General features: G+C 54.9%; 6 protein-coding genes. All 6 read left to right on the top strand.

Going from position 1 to position 6,915, the window contains the following annotated elements:
• Positions 1–642: 642 nt before the first annotated feature.
• The 6 genes from rpmH (at position 643) to ACNSOI_RS19780 (ending at position 6,901) form a co-directional block, all read left to right on the top strand.
• Positions 643–777 (top strand): 50S ribosomal protein L34, encoded by a 135-nt coding sequence (gene rpmH, locus ACNSOI_RS19805; RefSeq protein ID WP_008172542.1) that lies wholly within the window; start codon positions 643–645, stop codon positions 775–777.
• Between the two features lie 15 nt (positions 778–792).
• Entirely contained in the window at positions 793–1,191 is a 399-nt protein-coding gene (gene rnpA, locus ACNSOI_RS19800) for a ribonuclease P protein component (protein ID WP_072675874.1), read from the top strand.
• Positions 1,191–1,445: a membrane protein insertion efficiency factor YidD gene (yidD, locus tag ACNSOI_RS19795; RefSeq protein ID WP_082780614.1), complete on the top strand. Its 255-nt coding sequence runs from the start codon at positions 1,191–1,193 to the stop codon at positions 1,443–1,445. The genes rnpA and yidD overlap by 1 nt, the downstream gene beginning before the upstream one ends.
• Before the next feature lie 5 nt (positions 1,446–1,450).
• Complete coding sequence (gene yidC, locus ACNSOI_RS19790) at positions 1,451–3,145, top strand: membrane protein insertase YidC (RefSeq protein ID WP_106694593.1); 1,695 nt, start codon at positions 1,451–1,453, stop codon at positions 3,143–3,145.
• Positions 3,146–3,218: 73 nt separating this feature from the next.
• Positions 3,219–4,589 (top strand): tRNA uridine-5-carboxymethylaminomethyl(34) synthesis GTPase MnmE, encoded by a 1,371-nt coding sequence (gene mnmE / locus ACNSOI_RS19785; RefSeq protein ID WP_061333178.1) that lies wholly within the window; start codon positions 3,219–3,221, stop codon positions 4,587–4,589.
• Positions 4,590–4,708: 119 nt separating this feature from the next.
• Positions 4,709–6,901, top strand: a complete 2,193-nt coding sequence (locus ACNSOI_RS19780; RefSeq protein ID WP_420194857.1) for a TonB-dependent receptor domain-containing protein — start codon at positions 4,709–4,711, stop codon at positions 6,899–6,901.
• Positions 6,902–6,915 lie beyond the last annotated feature (14 nt).

Raw genomic sequence — 6,915 nt, 5'->3', positions numbered from 1 at the left:
GACCGCCTGCTCCCGAAACCTGACTGTTCTCACATCGGAAAAGGCTTTTCCCGACGCTCAAGGTGACCCCGGATTCTACCCCGCCGTGGCCCACAGTAAAAGGCCAACAATCACTGTCATAAACAGCCTGTGGAAACATTTCTCCTCATCTTTCAGAAAGTTCCAGACCTATCTACAGGCTTGTGTACAGAAATGCCCTGAAAAAAAGTTACCCACAGGTCCTTGTGCACAGACCGCCCCCAACCCTGTGTGAAAGCCTTGGACCAAACCATGAATAACTCGGGCCTTCCTCGAAACACCGGGTTATTCACAATTCCACACCCTCTCGTCCACAGGGCTCACGGCCACCTGTCACCGTACTTGTCATTAATTCAAGTATTTGTTGTTGAAGGAAAAAACAGACTTTCCCACAGATATCAAGGTGCCTAATAACAGTAATAAATAATCTTTGAAAGAATTTAAAAAAGACCTATAGATTTTATTAGTCAGGCCTTCGGCTTTTACCCATACCGAAAAATTCACTTCCCCGATGCACAGTCATTGAACTTGCTAGCAGATTTGACTAGAATGCCGCTCCTGTTTTGGCTGTCTATTTTCCAGCCAACGACCAATGTCCATTGACGAATTTGTGAGAACATCACCATGAAAAGAACATTCCAACCGAGCGTCCTGAAGCGCAAGCGTGTTCACGGCTTCCGTGCCCGTATGGCGACTGCTAACGGCCGTAAGGTAATCTCTCGTCGCCGTGCCAAGGGCCGCGCACGCCTGTCAGCGTAACCTGATGTTTGCCTCATGAAGGCCTTGACGTTTCCGAAGTCACACAGACTGTTGCGGCCTTCGGACTACAGCAAGGTCTTCGATGATGTGCAGCTGAAAGTTCCGCACAGGAATTTTCTGATCCTGGCAGCTCCAAATAATCTGGGCCACGCCAGGGTCGGACTCATTTTCTCCAAAAAGAATCTCAAACTGGCGGTCCAGAGAAATCGGATAAAACGCCAGGTTCGAGAAACTTTCAGGCATCAGACGGATCTACCGGACCTCGACATTATTGTTCTTGGTCGGCAAGGACTCGCTCAACTGGATAACGCCTCAGTCATATCGTCGCTTAACGATCTTTGGCGCCGTCTCAGAAAGAAGTACCATCAGTCCTCAGTTGATCAAACGACTGTGAATTCAAAAGGTACGGGTTAATGCGACAGATTCTGTTACTGCCTATCCGGTTCTATCAGTACGCTATCAGTCCCATGATGGCCAGCCATTGCCGGCATTTCCCAACCTGCTCCCAGTACGCGGTTGAAGCTATTCAACACCACGGAGCAGCCAAAGGCTCGTATCTGGCAACCCGCCGATTATTAAGGTGTCATCCCTGGGCCGAAGGCGGTTATGATCCCGTACCGGGCACAGAGACCCAATATTCTCCGACCAACACTCAAACCAGAAACTAACGTTTATGGATATTCAACGCATCGTTTTGTTTGCCGGCCTGGCTATTGTCAGTTATCTGATGGTGCTTGCCTGGAATGAGGACTACAACCAGCCCCGTACTGAACAGGTCACCCAGGTAGAAACCTCGGGGTCGAACGGATCTGTTGATGACATGGTTCTGCCGGAAAGTGCTTCCCGGACAGACGATGAGTTTGTCACGCCGGAAACCGGCGAACTCCGGTCCACCTCCTCTGACGGCGAACAAAGTGTCGGCGACCAGTTCATCACGGTAGTGACCGACGTACTGGAACTGACCATCGACCGTGTTGGTGGCAATGTCATTGCCAGTTCCCTGCTTCAGTACGATGAATCGCTCGACAGCGAACAACCCCTGACTCTTCTGACCAACACCCAGAACCGTACCTATATTCTGGAAAGTGGCTTGATCGGGCGCAACGGCCCCGATGGTCGCAGTGCCGGTCAGGCACCGGTTTACCAGGCAGAAGCATCCCGTTTCGAGCTGACCGATGGCCAGGATGAACTGATCATTGACCTAAAACTGACCACAGACGATGGCGTTGATATCACCAAACGCTACCGTCTTGCCCGGGACAGCTATGAGATTGATATCCGTTACCTGATCAACAACCAGTCCGATACCGACTGGCAAGGTAACTTCACCGGCAAAATCGTAAGGGACGAGGCTCCTGACCCAACCTCCCAGACCACTATGGGTATCAAGGCCTACCTTGGCCTGGTCATCAGCACGCCTGACGATCCCTATGAAAAATACGATTTCAGCGACCTGGGCAAACAACGGGTAAACGAACCGGTCACTAATGGCTGGCTGGCGTTCCTGCAGCACTACTTCATTACCGCCTGGGTTCCGGACCGTGATAAAACAGCCCAGTTCCAGACCACCCGCCGGGATCAGTTGCATGTGATGGGTTTTGTCTATCCAGCAACCGCGGTTGCCCCCGGGCAGACTGTTGAGGTAGGTGCTACTGCTTACGTGGGCCCCAAAATCATTGATCGTCTGGAAGCCCTGGCTCCTAACCTGGACCGTACCGTTGACTTTGGCTGGCTGTTCTTCATCTCCCTGCCGCTGTTCTACATCCTGGAATGGTTCTATGGCCTGGTGGGTAACTGGGGTGTGGCCATTATTCTGCTGACCGTTCTGGTAAAAGCCGTCTTCTTCCACCTGTCAGCAACCAGCTATCGCTCCATGGCAAAAATGCGGGCCGTCGCGCCACAACTCACGCGCCTGAAAGAACTCTATGGTGACGATCGCCAGCGGATGTCCCAGGAGATGATGGCCCTGTACAAGCGGGAAAAGATCAATCCGCTGGGTGGCTGTTTGCCGATACTGGTACAGATGCCGGTGTTCATTTCGCTCTATTGGGTACTGTTCGAGAGTGTGCAGCTGCGCCATGCGCCGTTCATGTTGTGGATAAACGATCTGTCCCAGATGGATCCGTACTTTATCCTGCCAATTCTGATGGGCATCAGTATGTTCATCCAGATGAGCCTGAACCCGACACCACCAGACCCCATGCAGGCGAAGATCATGAAGCTGATGCCACCAGTCTTTACGGTGTTCTTCCTGTGGTTCCCGGCTGGTCTGGTACTGTACTGGCTGGTGAACAACATTCTTTCGATCTCCCAGCAGTGGTACATTACCCGCAAGATCGAAGTGGAAATGGCAGGCAAGAAACACTGAGTGATCAGTTGCACTGACCTGACAAAGGCTCCCCTGTGGAGCCTTTGTCATTTCTAATCAGGATAAACACACCATGCAGGCAACCACAGACACCATCGCAGCCATTGCCACCGCACCAGGCCAGGCGGGTGTGGGTATTGTTCGGGTTTCAGGGCCAAAAGCCGTTGAGATTGCCCGGAACATGCTCGGTTTTGAGCCCCGGCCCCGCTACGCCCATTATGGACCTTTTCACGATAGCCGGGGCGAACTGATCGACGAGGGCATCGGGCTGTATTTTCCGAACCCTCATTCGTTCACCGGTGAAGACGTGTTTGAGTTGCAGGGGCACGGCGGTACCGTGATCCTCGATATGCTGTTGCGGGAAGTCTGTAGTCAGGGCGCCCGTCTGGCACGGCCTGGTGAGTTTTCTGAGCGGGCGTTTCTGAATGACAAACTCGACCTGGCCCAGGCTGAAGCCATTGCCGACCTGATTGAAAGCAGCTCAGAGCAGGCAGCCCGTTGCGCCGTGCGCTCCATGCAAGGTGTGTTTTCCAGACGGATTGATGAACTGGTCGATGCGGTTACCCACTTGCGTATCTACGTGGAAGCGGCCATCGACTTTCCGGAGGAAGAAATCGATTTTCTCGCCGACGGCAAAGTGGCGGTTGATCTGCAAGGCCTGTTGCAACAGGTGGAACAGATCCTGTCGGAAGCCCAGCAGGGCACCATTCTGCGGGATGGCATGAAGGTGGTGATCGCCGGTCGTCCCAATGCCGGAAAATCCAGCCTGCTCAATGCCCTGGCCGGCCGCGAAGCGGCCATTGTCACCGCCATTGAAGGCACCACCCGGGATGTCCTGCGGGAACATATCCACATTGATGGCATGCCGTTGCACATCATCGACACCGCCGGCCTCCGGGACAGCCCGGACGAGGTGGAACAGATCGGTATTGCCCGGGCCTGGGATGAAATACGCCAGGCGGATCGCATTCTGTTGATGGTGGATGCCACCACCACCGATAAAACCGAACCCCATGAAATCTGGCCAGATTTTATTGACCAGCTCCCGGCCAGTGCCCCGGTCACGGTTATCCGTAACAAAGTGGATTTGTCGGGTGAGCCGGTGGGCATCAGTGCCGAACCCCACCAGACCGCGCCGGTTATTCGCCTGGCGGCCAAAGGGTCGGAAGGCCTGGACACCCTCCGTACGCACCTCAAGGAATGCATTGGCTTTGCCAGTACCACCGAAGGCGGCTTTCTGGCCCGCCGACGCCACCTGGATGCCCTGGAACGCGCTCGGGATTCCCTTCTTCAGGGACAGACCCAACTGGAAGGCTATGGCGCCGGGGAACTCCTGGCTGAGGATCTTCGGGCGGCCCAGGACGCCTTGGGTGAAATCACCGGCCATCTCACGCCCGATGACCTGCTGGGCAAGATCTTCAGCAGCTTTTGCATCGGCAAGTAGCCCCGGTCAAGGGTTCCATTTTCCGGGACACATCGTCCCGGTTAAATCGTTGTAATTATCAAATGAGAAATAATATCATTCGCTCCTGATTTTCAGTCTTGATCTTCAAGGAGTGACTCATGGTATTCAGGCCCTCAATTCTGGCCGCGTCTGTTGCGGCTGTTAGCAGCACCTTCTCTCTACACAGTGTTGCCCAACCGACGCAACTGGATGAGCTGGTTGTTTCGGCATCGGGCTTTGAGCAGAAGGTGACCGATGCTCCGGCCAGCATCAGTGTGATCAGCCAGCAGAACCTGCAACAAAGCCAGTTCTCCAATCTGGCGGAAGCCCTGGAAACCGTGGAAGGCGTGGATGTACGCCAGAGCACCGGCAAGACCGGTGGGCTGAACATCAGTATTCGAGGCCTACCGAGTGAATATACCCTGATACTGATTGACGGCCGCCGCCAGAATCCTCCGGGCAACGTCACTCCCAATGGCTTTGGTGATACCTCCACCAGCTTCATTCCGCCCTTGTCGGCGATTGAGCGTATTGAAGTGATCCGTGGACCCATGTCGACGCTGTACGGTTCTGACGCGATCGGGGGTGTGGTCAACATCATTACCAAGAAGGTGTCGGATGACTGGATTGGCTCGGTCACGCTCGAGCACACCTTCCAGCAACACCGGGAATACGGCGATAACGGTAAAGCCAGTTTCTACACCAGTGGACCGCTGATCGACAATCTGCTCGGGCTTGCGGTACGCGGCAGCGTGTTTGATCGATCGGCGGCGGATCTGAGTTTCGACGACGGTAGCGAGGCGCCCAAGCGGGGTGTTGCACCGGTGGATGGTCGTAACCATAACCTTGGTGCAAGGTTGACGCTGGTGCCGGTTCAGGGGCAGGAGTTTTATCTGGATGCCGAACAGGGGCGCCAGGTGTACAACAATGACAGTTGCCAACTGGGTACCCTGGATGGGCAGAATCGGGCCTGCAACGCTGACACCAACACCGCCAATGGCTATCGGGACGAGCTACGGTTCAACCGTGACCAGATTGCCCTGGGCCATGCCAGCCAGCTGGGCTTTGGCACCTGGAGCAGTGATCTGACGTACAACGTGACCGAAACCAAAGGCCGGACCATTCCGGGTACCATCGGCACGCCTTACGATGCGCCCTATCAGAATCTGATTGGTGGCCAGGATCGCAAGCTGGAATCGGAAGATACCGTGTTTGATACCCGGTTGGTTGCGCCCGTCACCGCCAACCACATCGTGACGCTGGGGGCACAGTACCGTGATACCCGACTGGAAGACAGCGTTGCCAACACCACCTTCAAACAGGAATCCTGGGCGGTGTTTGCCGAGGATGAATGGTATCTGAGAGACGATCTGGCCCTGACGCTGGGAGGGCGTTACGAAGATCATGACGCTTTCTCCGGCCATTTTACGCCCCGGGCTTATCTGGTGTGGAACACGTCACCCAGCTGGACCCTCAAGGGTGGTGTCAGTCAGGGTTATAAAACCCCTGACATCAATGATTTGCACAATGGCATCAACGGTGTCACCAGCCAGGGTGAGGTGCTGACCATAGGCACACCGGACCTGGAACCGGAAAAAAGCACCAACTACGAGGTAGGCGCCTACTTTGACAACCTGCAAGGTTTCAAAGCCAACGCCACGGTATTCTTCACCCAGTTCAAGGACAAGATCGACAGCGGAGCGCCGGTGACCATCAGTGGTGACCCTAGGATTCCGGACGGCACCTACGACCAGCTGGATAACATCGGCAAGGCTGAGACCCGGGGTATCGAGCTGGCGTCCAGCTGGCGCTTTGCTCCGGACTGGAGTATTCGCGGCAACTATACCTATACCGACACTGAGCAGAAGAGTGGTGACAACAAAGGGGCACCTTTGACCAACACGCCGGAGCATGTGGTGCATGCGCGCCTGAACTGGCAGGCGTCTCCGCAGCTGGATCTATGGTTGTCCGGCGAATACCGAGGTGAGCGTACCCGCTACCTGAAGAACCGGGAGAATTTCACCGCAGAAGAAGCAGCGGTGTTTGACCAGGTGGGTGACCTGAGCGCCTATGCGCTCTTCCATCTGGGCGGCGCCTATCAGGCCACCGAGCGGGTAAAACTCACCGCCACCATTTACAACCTGTTCGACAAAGAGTTCCTGTCTGGCAGTGAGTACTCGTATGTGGATAACAATGGCAACCAGGTGGATGCCTGGGCTTCGGATTATGTGTATATCTTCCGTGGCATGGCCAGCGGCGGAACGGTCGAAGAAGGTCGCCGTTTGTGGCTCTCCGCAACCGTCGATTTCTGAGTTATCCACAGTTA

It is taken from the genome of Marinobacter sp. GH_1 (genome assembly GCF_048595985.1).
GTDB classification, from domain to species: Bacteria; Pseudomonadota; Gammaproteobacteria; order Pseudomonadales; family Oleiphilaceae; genus Marinobacter; species Marinobacter shengliensis.
This window is presented reverse-complemented; position numbering and strand designations above follow the sequence as displayed.